The organism is Saccharibacillus sp. CPCC 101409 (assembly GCF_030518235.1).
Lineage (GTDB): Bacteria > Bacillota > Bacilli > Paenibacillales > Paenibacillaceae > Saccharibacillus.
On the sequence record NZ_JAULSA010000001.1, the window covers coordinates 709,350 to 731,596 of the forward strand.

General features: G+C 57.3%; 19 protein-coding genes and 1 pseudogene. 15 read left to right on the top strand and 5 right to left on the bottom strand.

Translation table 11 applies throughout. The annotated features are described in order from the left end of the window. Nucleotides 1-10 precede the first annotated feature (10 nt). A complete protein-coding gene (gene recQ, locus QWJ34_RS02995; protein ID WP_302725555.1) occupies nucleotides 11-1,957 on the top strand; it encodes a DNA helicase RecQ in 1,947 nt (648 codons plus the stop codon). Nucleotides 1,958-2,739: 782 nt separating this feature from the next. On the opposite strand, the gene QWJ34_RS03000 is transcribed toward recQ, so the two are convergent. The 3 genes and pseudogenes from QWJ34_RS03000 to mnmL all read right to left on the bottom strand — a co-directional run bounded on the left by QWJ34_RS03000 (nucleotide 2,740) and on the right by mnmL (nucleotide 4,522). Next, the gene (locus tag QWJ34_RS03000) at nucleotides 2,740-3,174 is read right to left on the bottom strand and encodes a tRNA (mnm(5)s(2)U34)-methyltransferase (protein WP_302725839.1); all 435 of its coding nucleotides are present in this window, start codon (nucleotides 3,172-3,174) and stop codon (nucleotides 2,740-2,742) included. 186 nt (nucleotides 3,175-3,360) lie between these two features. After that, nucleotides 3,361-3,558: pseudogene (locus QWJ34_RS03005) on the bottom strand (SAM-dependent methyltransferase); the annotation flags it as partial. A 7-nt stretch (nucleotides 3,559-3,565) separates the two neighbouring features. Beyond that, a complete protein-coding gene (gene mnmL, locus QWJ34_RS03010) occupies nucleotides 3,566-4,522 on the bottom strand; it encodes a tRNA modification radical SAM protein MnmL/YtqA (protein ID WP_302725556.1) in 957 nt (318 codons plus the stop codon). Between the two features lie 345 nt (nucleotides 4,523-4,867). Between mnmL and QWJ34_RS03015 the strand changes: the two genes are divergently transcribed. Beyond that, the gene (locus tag QWJ34_RS03015) at nucleotides 4,868-5,053 is read left to right on the top strand and encodes a hypothetical protein (RefSeq protein WP_302725557.1); all 186 of its coding nucleotides are present in this window, start codon (nucleotides 4,868-4,870) and stop codon (nucleotides 5,051-5,053) included. A 360-nt stretch (nucleotides 5,054-5,413) separates the two neighbouring features. Further along, nucleotides 5,414-6,184, top strand: coding sequence for a tRNA (guanosine(46)-N7)-methyltransferase TrmB (trmB, locus tag QWJ34_RS03020; protein ID WP_302725558.1), 771 nt, complete (start codon nucleotides 5,414-5,416; stop codon nucleotides 6,182-6,184). A 52-nt stretch (nucleotides 6,185-6,236) separates the two neighbouring features. Here the strand turns inward: trmB and QWJ34_RS03025 are convergent, their stop codons facing one another. Beyond that, on the bottom strand, nucleotides 6,237-7,376 hold the full coding sequence (locus tag QWJ34_RS03025; RefSeq protein WP_302725559.1) for an MGDG synthase family glycosyltransferase: 1,140 nt from the start codon (nucleotides 7,374-7,376) through the stop codon (nucleotides 6,237-6,239). A 141-nt stretch (nucleotides 7,377-7,517) separates the two neighbouring features. Then, complete coding sequence (locus QWJ34_RS03030; RefSeq protein WP_302725560.1) at nucleotides 7,518-8,045, bottom strand: phosphatase PAP2 family protein; 528 nt, start codon at nucleotides 8,043-8,045, stop codon at nucleotides 7,518-7,520. Nucleotides 8,046-8,663: 618 nt separating this feature from the next. On the opposite strand from QWJ34_RS03030, the gene QWJ34_RS03035 reads away from it, so the two are divergent. The 12 genes from QWJ34_RS03035 (at nucleotide 8,664) to QWJ34_RS03090 (ending at nucleotide 22,233) form a co-directional block, all read left to right on the top strand. Beyond that, nucleotides 8,664-9,902 carry a glycosyltransferase family 2 protein gene (locus QWJ34_RS03035; RefSeq protein ID WP_302725561.1) on the top strand — a complete coding sequence of 413 codons (1,239 nt, stop codon included), beginning with the start codon at nucleotides 8,664-8,666 and terminating at the stop codon, nucleotides 9,900-9,902. A 301-nt stretch (nucleotides 9,903-10,203) separates the two neighbouring features. Beyond that, nucleotides 10,204-10,701 carry a translation initiation factor IF-3 gene (gene infC, locus QWJ34_RS03040; RefSeq protein ID WP_302725562.1) on the top strand — a complete coding sequence of 166 codons (498 nt, stop codon included), beginning with the start codon at nucleotides 10,204-10,206 and terminating at the stop codon, nucleotides 10,699-10,701. Between the two features lie 12 nt (nucleotides 10,702-10,713). After that, on the top strand, nucleotides 10,714-10,914 hold the full coding sequence (gene rpmI, locus QWJ34_RS03045; protein ID WP_087799971.1) for a 50S ribosomal protein L35: 201 nt from the start codon (nucleotides 10,714-10,716) through the stop codon (nucleotides 10,912-10,914). 34 nt (nucleotides 10,915-10,948) lie between these two features. Beyond that, on the top strand, nucleotides 10,949-11,308 hold the full coding sequence (gene rplT / locus QWJ34_RS03050) for a 50S ribosomal protein L20 (protein WP_302725563.1): 360 nt from the start codon (nucleotides 10,949-10,951) through the stop codon (nucleotides 11,306-11,308). Between the two features lie 387 nt (nucleotides 11,309-11,695). After that, nucleotides 11,696-12,697, top strand: a complete 1,002-nt coding sequence (locus QWJ34_RS03055) for a BMP family lipoprotein (protein WP_302725565.1) — start codon at nucleotides 11,696-11,698, stop codon at nucleotides 12,695-12,697. Nucleotides 12,698-12,801: 104 nt separating this feature from the next. Beyond that, nucleotides 12,802-14,349, top strand: coding sequence for an ABC transporter ATP-binding protein (locus QWJ34_RS03060; protein ID WP_302725566.1), 1,548 nt, complete (start codon nucleotides 12,802-12,804; stop codon nucleotides 14,347-14,349). Beyond that, nucleotides 14,333-15,421: an ABC transporter permease gene (locus QWJ34_RS03065; RefSeq protein ID WP_302725567.1), complete on the top strand. Its 1,089-nt coding sequence runs from the start codon at nucleotides 14,333-14,335 to the stop codon at nucleotides 15,419-15,421. Before QWJ34_RS03060 ends, QWJ34_RS03065 begins: the two co-directional genes overlap by 17 nt. Next, a complete protein-coding gene (locus tag QWJ34_RS03070) occupies nucleotides 15,422-16,396 on the top strand; it encodes an ABC transporter permease (RefSeq protein WP_302725568.1) in 975 nt (324 codons plus the stop codon). Between the two features lie 731 nt (nucleotides 16,397-17,127). After that, complete coding sequence (gene ilvB / locus QWJ34_RS03075) at nucleotides 17,128-18,888, top strand: biosynthetic-type acetolactate synthase large subunit (protein WP_302725569.1); 1,761 nt, start codon at nucleotides 17,128-17,130, stop codon at nucleotides 18,886-18,888. Nucleotides 18,889-18,890: 2 nt separating this feature from the next. Continuing rightward, nucleotides 18,891-19,388 carry an acetolactate synthase small subunit gene (gene ilvN / locus QWJ34_RS03080; protein ID WP_302725570.1) on the top strand — a complete coding sequence of 166 codons (498 nt, stop codon included), beginning with the start codon at nucleotides 18,891-18,893 and terminating at the stop codon, nucleotides 19,386-19,388. 199 nt (nucleotides 19,389-19,587) lie between these two features. Beyond that, nucleotides 19,588-20,580, top strand: coding sequence for a ketol-acid reductoisomerase (gene ilvC / locus QWJ34_RS03085; RefSeq protein WP_302725571.1), 993 nt, complete (start codon nucleotides 19,588-19,590; stop codon nucleotides 20,578-20,580). A 105-nt stretch (nucleotides 20,581-20,685) separates the two neighbouring features. Next, entirely contained in the window at nucleotides 20,686-22,233 is a 1,548-nt protein-coding gene (locus QWJ34_RS03090; RefSeq protein ID WP_302725572.1) for a 2-isopropylmalate synthase, read from the top strand. Nucleotides 22,234-22,247: the final 14 nt, after the last annotated feature.

Consider the following 22,247-nt stretch of genomic DNA (forward strand, 5'->3'; position numbering starts at 1 on the left):
GTTTTGCATAATGGCTATTGAAGAAACGCAGTTGATGGAACAGGCGGGCGAACTGCTGCAGAAATACTACGGCTACCCCGACTTCCGGGAAGGCCAGAAAAAGATCGTCGAAAGTCTGCTGACGCGCAGCGATACGCTGGGCATCATGCCGACGGGCGGCGGTAAATCGATCTGCTACCAGATTCCCGCGCTGATGATGGACGGGCTGACGCTGGTCGTGTCCCCGCTGATTTCCTTGATGAAAGACCAGGTGGACGCGCTCGTGACCAACGGGATCGCGGCCGCTTACATCAACAGTACGCTGAGCGGACGCGAGGTCAACGACCGGATTCGCGCCGCGCAGCGCGGCGAACTGAAGCTGCTGTATGTCGCGCCGGAGCGTCTGGAGCTGGACTGGTTCCGCGGCGAGATGGCGAATCTGCGCATCGACTGCGTGGCGGTTGACGAAGCGCACTGCGTGTCGCAGTGGGGGCACGATTTCCGGACGAGTTATCTCGCGGTCGCGCCGTTCGTCGATTCTCTGCCGCAGCGCCCGACCGTGGCCGCGTTTACCGCGACGGCGACGCCGCAGGTCATGGACGATATCGTGACGCTGCTGCACCTCCAGGAAGCCAATACGTTCGTTACCGGACTTGGCCGCGACAACCTGGCGTTTTCCGTGCTGCGCGGCGAGAGCAAGAAAGAATACATTTTCGATTACGCCAAAAGTCACGCAAGCGAAGCGGGGATCGTATACGCCTCGACGCGCAAAGAAGTGGACGACCTCTATTCGAAACTGTCGATGCAGGGCATGGCTGCCGGCCGCTATCACGCGGGCATGAGCGACGAAGAAAGAGAAAGCGCGCAGGAAGCGTTTCTGTACGACGACGTGCGGGTGATGGTGGCGACCAACGCGTTCGGGATGGGGATCGACAAATCGAACGTGCGCTACGTCATCCATTACAATATGCCCAAAAATATGGAAGCGTACGTGCAGGAAGCGGGCCGCGCGGGCCGGGACGGCGAGCCGAGCGAGTGCATCCTGCTGTTCAGCGCCCAGGACATCGTGGTGCAGAAATTCCTGATCGAGCAAAACGGGCAGGAAGAAGAACGGCGGCACAACGAGTATCGCAAACTGCAGCAGATGGTTGATTACTGTTACACGACGAGATGTTTGCGCAGCGCGCAGCTCGATTATTTCGGCGAAGAACACAGCGACGAGCCGTGCGGCACGTGCAGCTCCTGCCGGGACGACCGCGAGATTATCGATATCACCGTGGATGCGCAAAAAATCTTCTCCTGTATCTACCGGATGAGAGAGCGTTTCGGCGCTTCGATGGTGGCGGGCGTGCTCAAAGGATCGCGCAACAAAAAAGTGCTTCAATACAAATTCGACCAGCTTTCGACGTACGGCATGATGAACGGCAAAACGGAAAAAGAAATCGTCGATATGATTAACGTGCTCGCTTCTGAAGGGTATCTGGAGCTGACCGAAGGGCAGTATCCGGTCTTGAAGCTGCGCCCGCTCGCAAGCGAGGTGCTCAAAGGCGGCCGGCAGGTGCATCAGCGCGAAGCGCGCAAAGCGTCGTTCGCCGCTTCGAGCGGATCGCGCAGCAGCCGTCCGCGCGCGGACGAGAAGCTGTCGGCGGTCGAAGTGACCATCTTCGAACAGCTGCGGCTGATCCGGCGCGAGCTGGCGGAGAAAGAGCATGTGCCTTCGTATATCATTTTCAACGACGCGACGCTGAGCGAGATGAGCATCCACAAGCCGAGAACGGAGTTCGAGATGCTGCGCATCAAAGGCGTGGGCGAAGTGAAATACCGCAAATACGGGCGTCCGTTCCTGGAGTTTTTCCAGAACCGGGAAGGGGACGCCGGCGGAAGCGGCGGCGGGTCGGACGAGAGCTATTACGATATGGAAGCTCCGCCCGAGGACGACGCGGGGATGTTCGCTTATTACGAGGACTACGATAACTGAGGCCCGGATAGCGCGAATAAGAGCAGAAGTGAAAAATCGAAAAACCGGTTTTCCCCGCAGTGGGAAAGCCGGTTTTTTTGCGCGGTTTATGTGCGGAATCGTACATCCGATCGTTACATAGTCGTTTGCCTGCGGAACGCTCGGGCATGGAACCCGGTTTTGAGGGTTCAGGCTGTACGCCCGCGCCGGCGAGCGTAAAGCGGCTGCGCATAAAGGCTGTTCCTCCTTTACGATGACTTTTATTTTTGCCAAAGGCTTCTATTCGATGTATGCCCGTTTTTGCGGGCGTCCGATTGAAAAAACGCGAAAAACCGGAAGCGGCAGACCGAGGCCGCGCTTCCGGTTTTTCGATTTGGTTTGATTTGCGGATTGCAGGACTAGGGGTTCCTGCTGCCGGTTCGACCGCAGCTTCGGCCGCGGACTCCAGCATTCCCGATCAAACTATCCTTTCCCGGCGTTCAATGTTGCATAAGTGCATCATTCAACGCCGGGAGCAGCACAAAAACGGGAAATGTTGCACAGGTGCATCAAATTTCTCGATTTATCGAGTTAACGGCCGATATTCGGCGAAAATAATGCACATTCGCAACATTTCCGGATTTTAAGCCGAATTCGAGCGAAAATGATGCATTCTCGCAACATTCCACTCCTCAATCGGTCAAAAAGCGATTTGAAGCAAGAATAAAGAACTACGACTGCTTCAAGCAGCAAAGAAAAGCGGCTCTAACCTTTTTTGAAGCCGCTTATTCGCCAGGGCGGCCGTTACCGCCTGCCTGAATCGCTTAAACCTTCTCCACCGCCAGCAGATACGGCGCTTCCGGCCGCTGCGGCTGGCGGTATAGAATCACCCGCGCCTCCGACACGGGAAGTGCGCCCGCCCAGCGCTCGACCGCGAGCGCCTCGGCGCCTCCCCCTTCATGGCCGGGGTACAGCACCGCGGTCAGGATGCCTTTGGGCCGAAGCAGCGACAGCGCGGCTTCAAGCGCGGGCAGCGTCGACGCCGGAGCCGTCATCACGCCGAGATCCTCGGCTCCCGGCAGATAGCCGAGGTTGAACATCGCGGCCCCGACCCGGCCGCGATGCTCCGCCGGCAGCGCCTCCGCCATCTCGGCGTGGCTGCGCAGCAGCAGCTCCACGGAAGCGAGCCGCGCGCCCGCTTCCCGGGCGTGCAGCTTCCGCTTTGCGGAACCGGCTTCGCCCCGGCGCGCCGCGCCCAAATAAGCTTCGGCTTTGCCGCTTGCTCGCGCGTCCGCATTGCTTTCGGCGGCTCCGCTTTTGCCGGCTCCGCTTTCAAAGGCCTCGCTCTCGCCCGCTTTGAACTCGGCGTTTTTACCGCCGCCGCCCTCGCCTTCACCTGCCGCGCTTTCAACGCGGCTATCGCGCCCGCCGCTTTCGCCGGCCCGCTCCAGCCGCTCCCGCGTCCGGTCCAGCGCGGCCTGCTGGATATCGAACCCGTACACCCGGCCGCGCGCTCCGGCCAGGCGGGCGAGGAACAGGGTGTCCGCGCCGGTGCCGACCGTGGCGTCGATCGCGATCTCGCCCGGCTGCAGGCGCTTTTGGATCAGCTGCTGCGCAAAGTTCAATACCGATACGAATCCCATCTGCGCCTCAGCCCCTCCAGTACTTGCCCTGCCAGGCGCGGCGGTTCTCCAGCTCGGCGTCGATGCCGTTCAGCACTTCCCATTTCTTCAGACTCCACATCGGGCCGACCAGCAGGTCGCGCGGCGCGTCGCCGGTCAGCCGGTGCACGATCATTTCGGGCGGGAGGATCTCCAGCGTATCCACAATCAGCTTGATATACTCGTCGCGTTCGAGGAAGCGCAGCAGGCCCGCTTCGTACTGCTTGACCATCGGCGTTTTGCGCATCAGGTGGAGCAGGTGGATCTTGATGCCCTGCACATCCATATTCGCCACGGCGCGGCCGGTGTCCAGCATCATTTCGTGCGTTTCCTGCGGCAGGCCGTAGATGATATGCGCGCAGACCCGGATGCCGCGGGCGCGCAGCCTGGCGACCGCTTCTTCGTAGCAGGCGGTGTCGTGCGCGCGGTTGATCAGCGTGGACGTCGATTCGTGAATCGTTTGCAGACCCATTTCGACCCACAGATACGTGCGCTCGTTCAGCTCGGCCAGATAATCGACCACATCGTCCGGCAGGCAGTCCGGCCGCGTGGCGATTGCAAGTCCGACCACGCCGGGCTGTTTGAGGATTTCTTCGTAATATTCGCGCAGCGTTTCCAGCGGGGCGTACGTATTCGTATAAGCCTGGAAATAACCGATATACTGCGCGTTCGGCCATTTGATATGCTGCCGGTCGCGGATATTGTTGAACTGGGTCACGAGATCGTCGCGGCGGCTGCCGGCGAAATCGCCCGAGCCCCGTGCGCTGCAGAACGTGCAGCCGCCTTTGGCGATCGAGCCGTCGCGGTTGGGGCAGCTGAAGCCGGCGTCGAGCATGACTTTAAACACTTTTTCGCCGAATTGATCGTGCATTTCGGTATTCCAGGTGTGGAATCGCTTGCCGCTCCAGAGCAAAGGCGTTTCCGGGGAAGCGGTATAGGAAGACATAGGTCGAGCTCCTTTCGATGGGAAAACACGGATTTCGTATGGAAGACCGGCCCGCGCGTCCGCAAAGCGTTCGGAACACAGCCGGTCGATCTTTCGTATTCAGTCAATCCTTAATTCTAGCAAATGCAAGCCGGCGTGAACAGGGTAATCTTGTAAAAGGAATTTTGAAACGTCAAAAAGATTGCTAAAAAAATTAAATTTTGTGCTTGATATATCTTACATGAATGTGTTATATTTATCTTGAAATCGGATAGAGGGAAAACGGCGGTGCACCGGCAATGGTAGCGCTCTCCAAGCTTCCCCGAGCACGCCGATTAATCTATAGAATCGAAGAGGTGATTGAGAATGACGACTCAATTTGCAGCGAACCGTTCCGAGGAGAAAATTTCGGTCGAACTGACTCGCGAAGAAGCCCTGGCATTGACAGGCGTACGCTTCCGCGACGGTCACGATATCGAAGTGGGCGCCCGCAAGAAAATTCGCACCGCATTTGAAAAGACATTTAATTTTGCCGCGGATCGCACGGAGTAAACGAGACCAGGGCGCTTTTGCGCACTTTCGCTTAACCGGACTGAATGTTCCCCGGCATAGATCGCGGCTTCCCCGGATGATCGATCCGGCGGGCCGCACAGGAAGCTCCCCTTCGAAGGGGAGCTTCTTTTTTGCGCGTTGATCCGCCGCCGGGCCGATCGGAAAATTTTTGCCGTGTCCGCAGCGCCTCTATACTTTACTTTTCGCGGGAACTTGGGCACAATAAGGCGGAGGCTCGCCCGGACGGATGCGCGTATGCAGCAGGACGGCGGCCGAGCGGATCGTCAAGGAGCGGCAGTATGCCGGACCGGCGCGAATCCGGTCGCAGCCGAGCCGAGATTTTGACAGCGGAGGAATGACATGCGTTTACGCGGAAGAAAAGGAATCCGGGAGAACCTGGAAGCGCAGCCGGAACTGGTTGTGCTCGAACCGGAACAGTATAAGGGACGCTGGGCCGAATTGTTCGGCAACGACCGTCCGATTTATGTGGAGCTCGGAATGGGCAAAGGACGCTTTATCAGCGGCACGAGCGTGCGAAACCCGGAAGCGAACTTTATCGGGGTGGATATGTACGACGAACTGGTGCGCCGGGCCAGCGAGAAAGCGCGGGACGCCTGGGCCGAACAGGGACACGAAACGCCGCCGAGCCTGATGCTTGCGCGCGCCAACGTCGAGAAGCTGGAAGATATTTTCGCGCCGGGAGAGCTGGAACGGATTTACCTCAATTTCAGCGACCCGTGGCCGAAGAAAAAGCATGCCCGCCGCAGATTGACGCATCCGCGCTTTCTGGATATGTACAAGCGCGTGCTGAATGCGAACGGCCAGATCCATTTCAAAACCGATTCGGAGACGCTGTTCGAATTTTCGCTGAATTCGTTCGCGGATTCGGGTCTTCAGATGACCAATATCAGCCTGAATCTGCACCGCGACGGCATCAACGAAGAACACGTCATGACGGAATACGAGCATAAATTCATGGGCAAAGGCATGAATATCCATCGCTGCGAAGTGGTGATCGGGGAGAAAGCGCTCGAACGCTACGAGGAGACTCGAATGGAGCCTTACCGCATTTCGTCGGACGAGCGGGCCGCGGCTTCGGCCGGCGGGGACGCGGACGAAACGGAAGAATAATCGCCCGGCACGATCGGGGTCACAAACAAATAAAGTGCCTTTCCGAGTTCGCTCAGAAAGGCACTTTATTTGTTTCCAGAATTTCGATAATCCGCCTTGCGCTGTGCATCGGCCGCAGCTTCTCGATGTTCGAGCGGCTTTCGGCGCGTTTACGGGCAAGTTCGGCGTACTGTTTTTCGTCGGTCAGCCTCGACATCCATTTGCCGACCACTTCAAGCGACGAAAGACGTTCGCCCCAGCCTTTGCTTGTGAAATACACGCAGTTTTCTTCTTCCTGTCCGGGCAGCGGATTGTGGAACAGCATCGGGATCGCTTTGGCGAGTCCCTCGGTGCAGGTCATGCCGCCCGGCTTCGTAATCAGCAGGTCGGCCGCTTCCATCAGTTTGTCGATCTCGCTGGTGTACCCGATCACATGCACGTTCTCGTGCTGGAATCTGGGGTCCCGCTTCAGCTTGCGCATGCCTTTTTCGTTGCTGCCGACGCAGAAGATCAGCTGCACGTCCTGCCGCCAGCGGGTGAGGAACGGATTGAGCACGTCGCCGTTCATCAGTCCCCAGCCGCCGCTCATCACGAGCACCGTCGGCATATCCTTGAGCCCCATCTCCTGCAAAATTCCCGCTTTGACGGGATGATCCCAGAAGCTCGGGTGGACCGGGATGCCGGTGACGTCGATGCGAAAAGGCGAAATGCCGCGCAGCATCACTTTACTTTTGACCTCTTCGGTCGAAACGAGGTAATGGTCGACGCCGGAACTGATCCAGGTGCCGTGCGCGTCGTAATCGGTAATCACCGTGCACAGCGGAACGCGCAATCCCAGCCGCTTCAGCCGCGAGATCACGGCGCTCGGAATCGGATGCGTGCAGACGACCAGATCGGGCCGGAGCTGCTCGATCACTTCGCGCGCATGGGCGTAGAAGATCCGGTGCAGCGCAAGCGTCGTCAGGCGATTGAGCGATTTCTTGTACTGCTGCTTGTACATCATGCGCACAAAACGCGGCTGCGTGACGACCGTTTTCTTGTAAGCGTTGATGAACAGCGGCGCGACTTTGGGATTGAGGAAGCTCCCGAGTTCGAGCACTCTGGTCCGGACGTGGGGAGAAAGCTTGCGGAGACTGCCGGACAGGGCGTAAGCGGCCCGCGTATGTCCGGCGCCGAAGCCCTCCGACAGGATCAACACTCTGTATTTGGACACGATTTTCGTCACCTTTTTTCGGGAGGGGCCGCCGCCGGTCGCGAGCCGGAAGGCGCGGTCCCCGTTTTTCTTTTCGCCTGGCGCGCCGGCCGGGACCGGGCCGAGCCGCCGCAGGCTGCATACAAATCTACGATAGCCGCTTTAAGGCCATAATGCAACCGTCAGCCAGGCGGTCAGCGAGCCGATAACGGCGCCCGCGAGCACATCGGACGGATAGTGCAGTCCCAGGTACATCCGCGAAGTTCCTACAATTAAGGCGACGGGAATCAGAAACGCCGCGGTCCACGGAATCAGAATCATGATCGGCATCGTCACCGAGAAGATCGCCGTGGTGTGTCCCGACGGGAACGAATGGTCGACGAGCGGATTGCGGAACGTGTTCGTTTCCGGCAGGGCCAGGTGCGGCCGCACGCGCGGATACAGCTTCTTGGCGATCGCGACCGGCACGTGGCTCACGGCCAGCGCGACGAGCGAGTGCAGGGCCGCAGAATTCCACGGAGCGGGAGCGAGCCAGGATACGAGCACCGTCGTCGTGATCGTGAACGTCGCGCCGCCCAGATGGGTCAGGTAATAAACCACGATACTGGCGACGCGGTGGTGCAGACGTCCGTTGACCCATTTGAAGATACGCTGGTCCAGCAGGGCCAGTCTAGTCAGCAAGCTACGCATAACATCCCTCCGGATAAGAGCCCGGGCGTCTGAAGCCGTGCTTCGCCGGCCCGGTCGAGCAGGCGGTCGAAGCGGCTTTCGGGCACTCCATATCATACGGGTTTGCCGAACTTTCGATCAAGCGGGAAAGCAAGGGCCCGTACGTGTTTATCTCTTTCTGGCGCTTTTGACTCTATCAACCCCGAATTATACAATGATTCAAGGCAATTATAATAGGGTTAAAAAAAATTAACCGAATTTGCCCAACTTTTATCAGCGTTGGCGCGTTTATTTAAGAAGGCGGCAGGGCAAAAGGAGGGTATAAGGCAGAAGACCGGAGCTTAAGAAAGGGCGAAAGCGGCGCAAAGCGGCGATAAAAGCAATAAATCGAAGCTGCGCAAGCGAATTAGCGGGAAGCCGCGGCGAATTTGAAGCTCAGGACTTCTTTTTTTGCTGCGCACGGCCTTTTCAGCGTTTTGACAAATGCCCGCAAAATGTCCAGAATCGTAAAGAACGATTCGCGCCACCATACAAAAAGGTCATTCGAGGTCGTCCAATCTTAAAAATCGAAGACACAGAAAAACAAAAACAAACCGTTCTGTGTGCATAGGGGTCAAACAAAAGGGGGTCAAACCAACCATGCTGCAAGCAATATTCATCACGCTCCAGGCGCTGCTGGCCGTTATCGGAGTGTATCAGTTCGGCTTTGCGCTGTTCGGACTGTACAAGAAAAAAAGGCAACCGTCGTTCGATCCGCAAAAGTCGTTCGCCATTCTGGTCGCCGCGCACAACGAAGAGCAGGTTATCGGCGCTCTGATGGAAAACATGAAGCATCTGCGCTATCCGAGAGAACTGTACGACGTGTTCGTCATCTGCGATAACTGCACGGACAAGACGGCGGACATCGTACGCGAGCACGGCTGGAACGCCTGCGTCCGCGTCAACCCGAATCTGCGCGGCAAAGGCTACGCGATCGAGTGGATGCTCGAAGAACTCTGGAAGCTGGACCGCGAGTACGACGGCATCGTCATGTTGGACGCCGACAATCTGGCGCATCCGGATTTCCTGATCGGCATGAACGACGATCTGTGCCGCGGCGCGAAAGTCATCCAGGGTTATATCGACACGAAGAACCCGAACGATTCCTGGGTTACGGCCGCTTACGGGATTTCGTACTGGTATATCAACCGTCTGTGGCAGCTGTCCCGCCACAACCTGAACATGGCCAACTTCCTCGGCGGCACGGGCATGTGCTTCGACAACAGCCTGCTCAAGGAAATGGGCTGGGGCGCGACGAGCCTTGTGGAAGATCTGGAGTTCACGATGCGCTGCGTCAAACGCGGCGTGTATCCGAAATTCAATTACCATGCGAAGATCTTCGACGAGAAGCCGCTGACGTTCAAAGCTTCTTCCGTACAGCGCCTGCGCTGGATGCAGGGCCACTTCACCGTCGCGCGGAAATACTTTTTCCCTCTGCTCTGGCAGAGCATCAAGGACCGCAGCCTGATTAAGTTCGACCTGGCGCTGTACGCGGTCAACGTATACATCGTGCTGCTGACGCTGCTGCTGACGGTGGTCCTTTACGGAGACATCGCGCTGTTCAACGGACCGCATATCATGACCGTATACGACTATATGCCTCTGTGGGTTGCCGCATCGGCGATCCTGGCGCAGGTGGCCATCTTCTTCGTCGCCATGATCCTGGAAAAAGTGAAATCGTGGAAAGTATACGCTTATATGCTGCTTTTCCCGATCTACATGCTTTCCTGGTTCCCGATTACGTTCTACGCGTTCTTCACGCAGAACAACAAACAGTGGAGCCATACGAAGCATACCCGGGTCGTGCGTCTGGAAGAAGTGCACAGCAAGCAGGGGTAAGCCAATATGCAGAGCGGTGGGCCGTAAAACTTTTTTTCGAAAAAGTATTTACAGCTCGCCGCTTTTCTGTTAAAGTTGTAAGAGTGCTGTTTAACAATTAGGATTCAAAAGCAGAAGCTCCGCTTCTCACCTGTCCGGCAAAAAGCTGGCTGGTTCCCGATCCGATCGTTTATGAAGATTTTTTCTCATGAAGATTGAAGATCACCGGGATGCGGACTGTCTGTCCGTATCCCTTTTATTTTGGGCAAATGCCCTTGCAATGAACTCGATTTGGAGGTGGACAGTTATTAGTAAGGACCATATGATCAATGACGAAATCCGGGCGCGCGAAGTACGCCTGGTAGGCGCAGAAGGCGAACAGATCGGGATCAAGCCGATTCGGGAAGCTCTTCAAATGGCGATGGACTTGAACCTGGATCTGGTAAACATGGCTCCGCAAGCGAAACCGCCGGTTTGCCGCATCATGGATTATGGCAAGTTCCGTTACGAGCAGCAAAAGAAAGACAAAGAAGCGCGCAAAAATCAGAAGATCGTCGAGCTCAAAGAAGTCCGCTTCAGCGCCAACATCGAAGAGCACGACTACAATACGAAATTGCGCAATGTAATCAAGTTCCTCGAAGCCGGCGACAAAGTGAAATGCTCCGTGCGTTTCCGCGGCCGGGAGATTACACACGCTTCGCTGGGCCAAAAAGTGCTGGAACGGGTACGGAACGAAGTGGCGGAAATTTCCGCTGTCGACCGTCAGCCGAAGCTTGAAGGCCGCAGCATGATTATGATTTTGGCTCCGAAAAACCAATAGGGGGAAAGTACAATGCCTAAAATGAAAACACACAGCAGTTTGAAAGGCCGTTTCAAAATCACGGGTACCGGTAAAGTGACGCGCTACAGCTCGCACAAAAACCACCTGCTCTCGCACAAATCCAAACGCGCCAAGCGCAACCTGAAAGCCGATCATCTGATGGCTCCGGGCGACGTTAGACGTCTGGCACAAGGACTCAAGCAACTCAAATAGTTTTAACACATAATCGACTGGGAGGTCTTTAGATATGGCAAGAGTGAAGGGCGGATTCGTAACGCGTCGTCGTCATAAGAAAGTACTGAAGCTGGCAAAAGGTTATTTCGGTTCCAAACACCGCATTTTTAAAACGGCAAAAGAGCAGGTCAACAAATCGATGCTCTACGCTTACCGCGACCGTCGTCAAACGAAACGCAACTTCCGCAAACTGTGGATCGTACGTATCAATGCGGCAGCGCGCCAAAGCGGCCTGTCCTACAGCAAGCTGATGCACGGCCTGAAACTGGCGGGTATCGACGTGAACCGCAAAATGCTGGCCGATCTGGCTGTGAACGATCTGAACGCGTTCAACTCGCTGGCATCCGCGGCAAAAGAAAAAATCAACGCTTAATTGAATTAAGCGCAGCAAAGTCCCTTGTTAAACGGCGTGCCGTTCGAAACAAGGGACTTTTTTTGCCAATTGGAGGAAGTTTATGCACGGCTTTTGTTTATCGCTTTAAAGCGTTTTCCCGACATTTCCTTAAACGAAAAAAGCGATTGTTCGTTATTAAGTCACAGCACATGTTATATATGGCGAAGTTAAGCGGTTGCAATTCAAAAAATACGAATTTTATTCGGGAAAATCATTTTATATAGTAGATTTTGTTTCAAGCTGAATGTATAATCTGAAAAGCGAAAGCAAACCTGCGGCGGAGACGCTTCCGATGTCAGTCAGCGCATGTCCAAAACGTCAAGCGCTCGTGCCTGCGGGAAAGATCCTAAGGGGGAACTATCCATAATGAAAAAAGCTGTAAAACTCTCGCTTTTCATGCTGCTGGCTTTCTCGCTCGTCCTGGCTGCTTGCGGCAACAAGAATAGCGCCGGCGGCGTCAAAGTCGGTATGGTTACCGACACCGGCGGCGTGAACGACAAATCGTTCAACCAGACCTCGTGGGAAGCGCTCGAAGCTTTGAAAAAGGACGGAAAAGTCGGAGATATCAAGTACCTGCAAAGCAAAAGCAATGCGGATTACGAGCCGAACCTGAACGAATTCATTAAAGGCGGATACGACCTGACTTGGGGCATCGGCTTCGCACTGGCGGAAGCGGTCCAAAAAGTAGCCGGTCAAAACCCGGACGCGAAACTTGCCATCATCGACGGCGCGGTCGACGCTCCGAACGTCGAATCGGTTCTGTTCGCGGAAAACGAAGGCGCGTTCCTGGTGGGCGTTGTTGCGGGTCTGACAACGAAAACCAATAAAATCGGATTTGTGGGCGGCATGGAAGTACCGACGATCCAGAAGTTCGAAGTCGGCTTCAAAGCCGGTATCGAAGCGGTCAATCCGGACGCTAAATTCACTCCGATCTACGCGAGCGGATTCGACAAGCCGGATGAAGGCAAAGCGGCTGCGGCTACCCTGTACGACAGCGGCGCGGACATCGTGTTCCAGGCTGCCGGCGGTACGGGCACGGGCGTATTCAACGAAGCGCTGGACCGTTTCAAAACAGGCAAAAAAGTATGGGTTATCGGCGTCGACAAAGACCAATCGCTGGAGTTCGGCAACGACGTTACGCTGACTTCCATGATCAAACGCGTAGACGTTGCGATCAAAACGGTTTCCGAGCAGGTTGTGGACGGAACGTTCAAAGGCGGACAAACGACGACTTTGAGCCTCAAAGACGACGGCGTGGGCATCGCCGACACTTCGAAGGCCAACGTTCCGCAGGACGTACTCGACAAAGTCGAAGATTACAAAGCGAAAATTGTCAGCGGCGAAATCAAGGTTCCTACTGTAGAATAATCGCTGGGCACGATATAATATTTGTGACAAGGCCGGTTCCTTGAACCGGCCTTGTCGTTACGTTTAGCGCCAATTCCCATTACGAAAGGATAAAGGGTGATCCTATGGCTGCGGAAACTCCTGTTGTCGAGTTAAAGCAAATTACAAAGCGTTTCCCCGGAATCGTCGCCAACGATTCGATCAGTATCAAGCTGCACAAGGGCGAGATCCATGCCCTGCTCGGTGAGAACGGCGCCGGTAAATCGACGCTGATGAACATCCTGTTCGGCCTGTACCAGCCGGACGAAGGGCATATCGAGATCAACGGCGCGCCCGTGGCGATCGATAGTCCGAACAAAGCCAACGAATTGGGAATCGGAATGGTGCACCAGCATTTTAAGCTGGTCCAGCCTTTTACCGTGACCGAGAATATTATTCTGGGTATGGAACCGTCCAAAGCCGGCGGGCAAATCGATTACAAGACCGCTTCGGAAAAAGTCAAAAAGCTGTCCGATCAGTACGGATTCCATATCAACCCGAATGCCCGGATCGAAGATATATCCGTCGGCATGCAGCAGCGTGTCGAGATTCTCAAAACGCTTTACCGCGGCGCGAATATTCTCATCTTCGACGAGCCGACCGCCGTATTGACTCCGCAGGAAATATTGGAACTGATCGAAATTATGCGCCGGCTGGTAGCCGAAGGCAAATCGATTATTCTGATTACCCATAAACTGAAAGAAATCATGTCCGTATCCGATACGGTCACGATCATCCGCCGCGGCAAAGTGATCGATACGGTCAAAACCGCCGAGACCAGCCCGTTCGAACTGGCGGAGAAAATGGTCGGCCGCAACGTATCGTTCAAAGTCGACAAGAAGCCGGCGGCGCCCGGCGAAAAAGTCGTCGAAATCAGCGGCGTAACGGTCAAAAACAAAGACGGTATCGCGATGCTGGACGGCATGACTTTCGATGTGCGGCGCGGCGAGATCGTAGGCGTGGCCGGCGTGGACGGCAACGGACAGACCGAGCTGATCGAAGCGCTGTCGGGACTGCGCAAGATCGACTCCGGTTCGATCAAGCTCGGCGGCCGGGAAATCGGCGGCCAGACTCCGCGCAAGATCTTCGAAGCGGGCGTCGGCCATATTCCCGAAGACCGGCACAAGCATGGACTGGTGCTCGATTTCTCCGTCAGCGAGAATATGGTGCTGGAAAGCTATTACAAAGAGCCGTATACCAAGCGGGGCTTCCTGAACTTCCGCGCGATCAACGAGCTGGCTTCCCGCTTGGTCAGCAGCTTCGACGTGCGCACGCCGAGCATCCAGACCAAAGCGCGCTCGCTGTCGGGCGGCAATCAGCAGAAAGCGATTATCGCGCGCGAAATCAACAAAAATCCCGACTTCCTGATCGCCGCTCAGCCGACGCGGGGGCTCGACGTGGGCGCGATCGAATTCGTGCAGTCGCAGCTGATTCAGCAGCGCGACCAGGGCAAAGCCGTTCTGCTCGTTTCGTTCGAGCTGGACGAAATCTTGAACGTGTCCGACCGGATCGTCGTCGTATACGAAGGCAAAGTCATCGGCGAAGTGCGTCCGGAAGAAACGAACGACCAGGAACTCGGCTTGATGATGGCCGGCAGCAAGCAGGGAGGACATATGCATGAATCAAGCAAATAAGATCCTGAAGTGGTTCGTCAGCGATTCCTTTATCGTTTCGCTTGCGGCGATCGTACTGGGCCTGCTGCTCGGCGCCGTCGTGATGCTGGTGGGCGGCTACAATCCTATCGAAGCTTACGCCGCGCTGGTTACGCGCGTATTCGGCAGCGCGTACGGCATCGGCGAGATGCTGCGGGAAACGGCGCCGCTGCTGTTGACCGGCCTTGCCGTCGCATTCGCTTTCCGCGCGGGCATGTTCAATATCGGCGCGGAAGGACAGGTGCTGATGGGCATGACCGGCGCTTCGATTATCGCGATCACGCTTCCCGGCATTCCGACCGGCCTGCACATGATCCTGGCCGTGATCTTCGGCGCGCTGTTCGGCGGCGTGTGGGCGGGCATCGCCGGCTTCCTCAAAGCCAAGCGCGGAGTCAACGAAGTCATCACCACGATCATGCTGAACTGGATCGCCCTGTTCCTCAGCAACTATATCGTGCGCACTTTCCTGCTGCTCAAAGGCGATCAGCGCTCGGAAAACATTCCCGCGTCGGCGTCGGCTTCGATCGACTGGCTGTCGTCGGCGATGAACAACGCGCGCGTTCACTGGGGAATCCCGGTCGCGTTCCTGGCCGCGGTCTTCTTCTATTACTTCCTGTGGAAAACCAAACAGGGCTTCGAACTGCGCGCGGTCGGCAGCAATGCCGACGCGGCTCATTACGCGGGTATTAACGTCGGGAGGAATATCGTGAAAGCGATGTTTATCAGCGGCGTGTTCGCGGGTCTTGCCGGCGCGTTCGAAGTGCTGGGCGTATTCCATTATCAGGCGATCTACTCGGCGTCGCCGGGCTACGGCTTCAACGGCATTGCGGTCGCGCTGCTCGGTATGAACCATCCGTTCGGCGTTATGGCGGGCGCGGCTTTGTTCGGTACGCTGTCCTACGGCTCCGGAGGAATGAGCTTCGAAGCGGGCGTGCCGCCGGAAATTATCCAGATCGTGATCGGCTCGATCATTTTCTTTATCGCGGCTCAGGGAATCGTGCGCTTCGTTATCAAACCGTTCTACGGTAAGCGCAAGAAAGAGAAGGTGTTGTAGATGGTAGATCTTCTGACACTTGGCAATTTGATCAATACGACGCTCGTATTCTCGACCGCGCTGATCTTCGCCGCGCTCGGCGGCGTATTCTCGGAACGTTCGGGTATCGTCAATATCGGCATCGAAGGCCTGATGGTGTTCGGCGCTTTCGCCGCGGCCGTCGGTACGCACTTTGCGGAAGAAGCCGGCATGGGCGGAGCTTCGCCCTGGGTCGGACTGCTGACCGGACTGATCGTCGGCGTGCTGGGCTCGCTGATTCACGCCGTGGCGACGATTACGTTCAAAGCCGATCAGACGATCAGCGGCGTCGTCATCAACTTTCTGGCGACCGGCATTACGCTGTATCTGGTCAAGCTGCTGTTCGACGGCGCCGGCGAAACGCCGCTGCTGCTTGAGACGTTCAGCAAAGTCAACTGGGAGTGGTTCGCCGGCATTCCGGTGATCGGACCGATTCTGGGCGTCGGAATCATCAACTCCTACCCGACGACTTACGTGGCGATCATTCTGGTTGCCGTGGTGTACTATGTCATGTATAAAACGAAATTCGGGCTGCGTCTGCGCTCGGTCGGCGAACATCCCAGCGCGGCGGACACGATGGGCATCAACGTCAAGCGTATGCGCTATATCGGCGTCATGCTGAGCGGCGCGCTGGCCGGTTTGGGCGGCGCGACGGTTACGCTGACAACGACCAGCCTGTTCTCGCATACGACGATCTCCGGCCAGGGCTTTATCGCCATCGCGGCGATGATCTTCGGCAAATGGAATCCGCTCGGCGTGTTCGGGGCGGCTGTGTTCTTCGGCTTTTCGCAGGCGATCCGCAACTATGTGCAGCTGTTCGCCTGGTCGGCGAGCATTCCGCAGGATTTTATCCTCATGCTGCCGTATGTGCTGACGATTCTCGTCCTTGTCGTGGCGATCGGCAAATCCCGCGCTCCGGCCGCTCTGGGCGAAGCGTACGATCCCGGCAAGCGCTGAGCGAAGAACGAAACCGGCTTTTCCACCGGGTCTTTGCCAGGCCGGAGCAGATCTGTTCCCAACTTCCCAAAACCGCTTCTCCGCTGCTTTTTTCGAGCGGGCGAAGCGGTTTTTTTGTCTTTTTGGCACGGACAAAGTGTGCGTCCCTGACGCATTTTACGCGCCGGATTTTTATTTTTGTTGAAAATAGGTGTTGACTTCATCAAAACTTAAGTCATATAATAACCCTAACATTCAGCACGACGCAGTTTGAATAATTGATCGGCTATGAAGAGGACGAAGTTTTAAGGGCCCTTTTGACCAGAGAGCGGGGAGAGCAGTACGCTGGAATCCACCGCCAAAATCCCTTATATACGAGCTCACCTCGGAGCTGTTTTCCTGAAAAGCGAATGAAATTCCGGTTTGTATCTGCGGAAGTTTACTCGGTTATTAGGGGGAATCGTGAGGTTCACGTTACGAACCGCGCGTTTGAAGTCGCAGCCGCGATTTCTTACCCGCTTGAGGTCGAGCATCGCGAGATGCCGGCAAATCTGGGTGGTACCACGTGAGGAATAACAACCTTTCGTCCCTCGAAGCAGAATTTCTGCTTTGCGGGGCGGAAGGTTTTTTGCTTTCGTTGCAGTCCCGCGCAAGGCATTACGATTCGCCGAAGAACGGAAGTTATTCGGTTTCGAGGCCTTTTGCAAACCGGCGATGTGAGATTGATGTAATCTTTGGAAGGAGGAATAACGATGAGTGCGCAAATGCCAGAAGCAAAGTCGACGGAAGAATTGAAAGAAAAATGGGTGGATAAACAAGAAGTGCTGACGGGCTCCGAAATTCTGCTCCGCAGCCTGGTGCTCGAAGGAGTCAAATGCGTGTTCGGTTATCCGGGAGGCGCGGTGCTGTATATCTACGACGCCATGTACGGCTTCGAAGATTTCCACCATCTGCTGACCCGGCACGAACAGGGCGCGATCCACGCGGCCGACGGTTACGCCCGGGCATCCGGGGAAGTCGGCGTCTGTATCGCGACATCCGGACCGGGGGCGACCAATCTGGTCACCGGGATTGCCACGGCTTACATGGATTCCACGCCGCTCGTCGTCATCACCGGCAACGTCGCTTCCACGCTGATCGGAACCGACGCCTTCCAGGAAGCCGATATTACCGGCATCACGCTGCCGATCACGAAGCACAGCTACCTGGTCCGCAGCGTCGACGAACTGCCGCGGATTATCCACGAAGCGTTCCATATCGCCAACACGGGCCGCAAAGGCCCGGTACTGATCGATATCCCGAAAGACGTATCGGCGGCGATGACGCTGTTCCAGCCGCATACGGAGCCGGTGGCGCTGAGAGGGTACAACCCGCGCATGACGCCGAACAAACTCCAGGTGGAGCGTCTGGCCGAAGCCATCTCGCAGGCGGAGCGTCCGCTGATCCTGGCCGGCGGCGGCGTCGTTTACTCCGGCGGGCACGAAGCGCTGCTGGAACTGGTCGAGAAAACGCAGGTGCCGATCACGACCACGCTGCTCGGTCTCGGCGGATTCCCGAGCGGTCACGATCTCTGGCTCGGCATGCCGGGCATGCACGGAACGTTCGCGTCGAATATGGCGATTCAGGAATCGGATCTGCTCATCAGCATCGGGGCCCGGTTCGACGACCGGGTAACAGGCAAACTGAACGGCTTCGCGCCGAAAGCGAAGATTGCGCACATCGATATCGACCCGGCGGAGATCGGCAAGAACGTCAAGACCGATATTCCGATCGTCGGCGACGTCAAGACGGTGCTGGAGCTGCTGAACAAATCGGTCAAACCGGCGCAGTCGGCGGACGAATGGCGCTCGCAGCTTCAACAATGGAAAGCGGAGAAGCCGTTTCGCTATAAAGACGATTACGGCGATACCGATACCGGCCTCAAGCCGCAGTGGGTCGTGGAGCTGCTGAACGAGACGACCAAAGGCGAAGCGATCGTGACCACGGACGTCGGCCAGCACCAGATGTGGGCGGCGCAGTATTACAAGTTCAACCAGCCGCGCTCCTGGATCACTTCCGGCGGCCTGGGCACGATGGGCTTCGGACTTCCGTCGGCGATCGGCGCGCAGATGGCGCAGCCGGACCGTCTGGTCATTTCGATCAACGGCGACGGCGGCATGCAGATGTGTTCCCAGGAACTCGCGATCTGCGCCATTAACAATATTCCGGTCAAAGTCGTGATCCTGAACAACCAGGTGCTCGGCATGGTGCGCCAGTGGCAGGAGCTGATCTACGAGAACCGCTACAGCCATATCGACCTGGCCGGCAGCCCGGACTTCGTCAAACTGGCGGAAGCCTACGGCGTCAAAGGCCTGCGGGCGACCAACAAGGAAGAAGCGCGCGCCGTCTGGCAGGAAGCCCTGGATACGCCGGGGCCGGTCGTCATCGACTTTGTGGTCGAGAAAGGCGAGAACGTGTATCCGATGGTGCAGCAGGGCATGACGCTGGATCAAATGCTGATGGGGGACGAGTAACGATGACGAATACGACGCAGACCAAACATACCATCGCCATCCTGGTGAACGACCAGCCGGGCGTGCTGCAGCGGGTGTCCGGATTGTTCGGGCGCCGGGGGTTCAACATCGAGAGCATTACCGTGGGGCAATCGGAAGAGCAGGGATTGTCGCGGATGGTGATCGTAACCAGCGGCGACGACAAAACGATCGAGCAGATCGAGAAGCAGCTGTACAAGATTATCGATGTCATCAAAGTCGTCGACCTCAGCGCCAATCCGATGGTCGGCCGGGAACTGGCTTTGATCAAGGTCAAATCCGAACCGGCCGCGCGGCCGGAAATCATGGGCCTGGTCGAGACGTTCCGCGCGGCCGTCGTCGATATCGGCACGCACAGCCTGATGGTGCAGGTGGTCGGCGATACCGAGAAGATCGATGCGATGATCGAGCTGCTGACGCCTTACGGTATCCGCGAGCTGTCACGCACCGGGGTGACCGCGATGGTCCGGGGCAACGTTTAAAACAAACCACATACGAAACCGGCGCGCCGTGAAAAACCTGCGAAGACATTTTCCGGCCGCACGGTATTCGAGGAAAGCCGCCCGAACGGGCGGGGAGTTGAACGGAACCGGTCCGGTTGCCGGCAGAATTTCCGGTTCCGCTGAACTACCCGCTTGTTTGGGCAGGGTTGAGGCTTTATACACAAAGGAGGAAATAAGAATGGCAGTTACCACGTACTATGAAAATGATGCAGACCTGAGCGTACTTCAAGGCAAAACGATCGCGATTATCGGCTACGGCAGCCAGGGCCACGCCCATGCGCAGAATCTGCGCGACAGCGGCCTGCAGGTCGTCGTCGGACTTCGCGAAGGCAAATCCGCGGACAAAGCGAGAGAAGACGGCTTCGAAGTGCTGTCGGTTGCCGATGCGACCAAGCGCGCGGACATCGTTCAGATTCTGATGCCGGACGAAACGCAAGCCTCCGTGTATAAAAGCGAAATCGAACCGAACCTCAAAGCCGACGCGGCGCTGCTGTTCGCGCACGGTTTCAACGTGCACTTCGGCCAGATCGTAGCCAAAGAAGGCAACGACGTACTGCTCGTCGCTCCGAAATCGCCGGGCCACATGGTTCGCAGAACGTATGAAGAAGGCTTCGGCGTACCGGGCCTGATCGCGATCCACCAGAACGCGACCGGCAAAGCGCAGGAGATCGGCCTGGCTTACGCCAAAGGCATCGGCTGTACGCGCGCCGGGGTTATCGAGACTTCGTTCCGCGAAGAAACCGAAACCGACCTGTTCGGCGAACAAGCCGTGCTGTGCGGCGGCGTGAGCGCGCTGGTCAAAGCCGGATTCGAAACGCTGACCGAAGCCGGTTACGCGCCGGAAATGGCATACTTCGAGTGCCTGCACGAGCTGAAGCTGATCGTCGACCTGATGTATGAAGGCGGCCTGGCGACCATGCGCGATTCCATCAGCAACACGGCCGAATACGGCGACTACGTCACGGGTCCTCGCATCGTGACCGAAGACACGAAGAAAGCGATGAAGGAAGTGCTGACGGATATCCAACAGGGTAAATTCGCCCGCGACTTCATCCTGGAGAACCAATCCGGACGCGCGTTCCTGACCGCGACCCGCCGCAACGAATCCGAGCACCAGCTCGAAGTCGTGGGCTCGCAGCTGCGCGAAATGATGCACTGGATCAAAAAGTAAGTTTTTCTTAACCAAGGAATCGGGGCTATTCCGGGCCGCATCGAAAGCGGCGCCGGGAGGCCCCTTTCCGCATCAAACCCCAAAATAAACGAGGAGGCGTAAACCGTGCGGAAAATTTATATTTTCGATACGACGCTGCGCGACGGCGAGCAGTCGCCGGGCGTCAACCTGAATACGCGAGAGAAAGTCGAAATCGCCCATCAGCTTGAAAAGCTGGGCGTCGACCGGATGGAAGCGGGATTCCCCGCCGCGTCGCCCGGCGATCTGGCCGCGGTCAACGCGGTGGCCCGCGCGGTCAAGAACGCAAGCGTAATCGGCCTGTCCCGTTCCCGCGAGGGCGATATCGACGCGGTGCGCGAAGCGTTGAAAGGAGCGGCCGATCCGTGCCTGCACGTTTTTCTCGCCACTTCGCCGATCCACCGCAAATACAAGCTGAAAATGGAAAAGCATCAGGTGCTGGAAGCGGCGCAGTCCGCGATCCGCTACGCCAAAAAATACTTTTCCAAAATCGAATTCTCGCTTGAAGACGCCGGACGCACCGAACCGGATTTCCGCGCCGAAATGGTTGCGATGGCCGTGCGCGAAGGCGCTTACGTCGTCAATATCCCGGATACCGTCGGCTATCTGAACCCGGCCGAATACGGCGCAATCTTCAAGCACCTCAAAGAGACCGTGCCGGATATCGAGAAAGTGCAGCTCAGCGCGCACTGCCACGACGACCTCGGCATGGCGACGGCCAACACGCTGGCCGCGATCCTCAACGGCGCCGACCAGATCGAAGGGACGATCAACGGCATCGGCGAGCGGGCCGGCAATACCGCCATCGAGGAGATCGCGCTGGCGCTGGAGACCCGCGCCGATTACTTCGGCGCGAAGACCGGGCTGACGCTGAATGAGATCGCCAGAACGAGCCGGCTCGTCAGCAAGCTCACCGGCATGAACGTGCCGGGCAACAAAGCGATCGTCGGCGCGAACGCGTTCGCGCACGAGTCGGGCATCCATCAGGACGGGATGCTCAAGGAGAAGACGACGTACGAGATCATGTCGCCGGAGACGGTCGGCTTCAAAGAAAGCAAGCTCGTGCTCGGCAAGCACTCCGGCCGGCACGCATTCCGCGAGCAGCTGCTTGAGATGGGCTACGCGCTGGAAGACGCGCAGCTGAACGAAGCGTTCGCCAAGTTCAAAGAGCTGGCGGACAAAAAGAAAGAAATCACCGACGACGACCTGCTGGCGCTGCTCGAAGAACGCCTGCCGGACGCGCCGGAGCTGTACGGCCTGGAGTCGCTGAGCTTCTCGTTCGCCACGGAAGCGGCGCCGACGGCGACCGTGAAGATTTCCGTCGCCGGCGAAGACAGCCGCACGGCCGAGTCGGGCGGCAACGGCACCGTCGATTCGATCTACAACGCGATCGACAGCGCCGTCGGCGAAGAAGTGACGCTGGTCGATTATTCGATCCAGGCGGTCACGCTCGGCAAGGACGCGCTCGGCGAAGTGCACGTCACGCTGCGCCAGGGCGAAGCGGAAGTTCGCGGCCGCGGCGTCAGCACGGACGTGCTCGAAGCGAGCGCACGCGCTTATGTCGACGCGCTGAACCGTCTCGCGGAGAACCGCCGCGTGCCGAGCGGCCGCAAAGGCGCGGAGAAAGACTGGTAAGGCGGCGGGCGACC